The organism is Pseudoalteromonas sp. SIMBA_162 (assembly GCF_046535955.1).
GTDB classification, from domain to species: domain Bacteria; phylum Pseudomonadota; class Gammaproteobacteria; order Enterobacterales; family Alteromonadaceae; genus Pseudoalteromonas; species Pseudoalteromonas marina.
On record NZ_JAWJBQ010001329.1, the window covers coordinates 1 to 232 of the forward strand.

At 40.9% G+C, this 232-nt stretch carries 1 protein-coding gene; it reads right to left on the reverse strand.

Annotated features, from left to right (window positions below; translation table 11 throughout):
- Nucleotides 1–232 (reverse strand): hypothetical protein (locus R0J88_RS23955; protein WP_410901451.1); only part of this gene is annotated, 232 nt, incomplete at both ends.

A 232-nucleotide genomic window follows, 5' to 3' on the forward strand; every position in this document is an offset into this window, starting at 1 on the left:
GTTTAAACTGCGAGCCAAATCGGAATTTAACCATTTTTCAAACACATCTGGCAACGAATCTGTTTGGATATTTCCAAGAGCCGGTGTGTCGCCAAAGTCAGTCACTATGACATCTCCAGTAAAGATATTCACATTTAATCGGGAACGCCCATCTGGATCGTTACGTAATGTGACGTTTTTGGCATTGCGTAAACGATTAATTAATGCTTGATCTTCCTCTTTTGGGCTACAC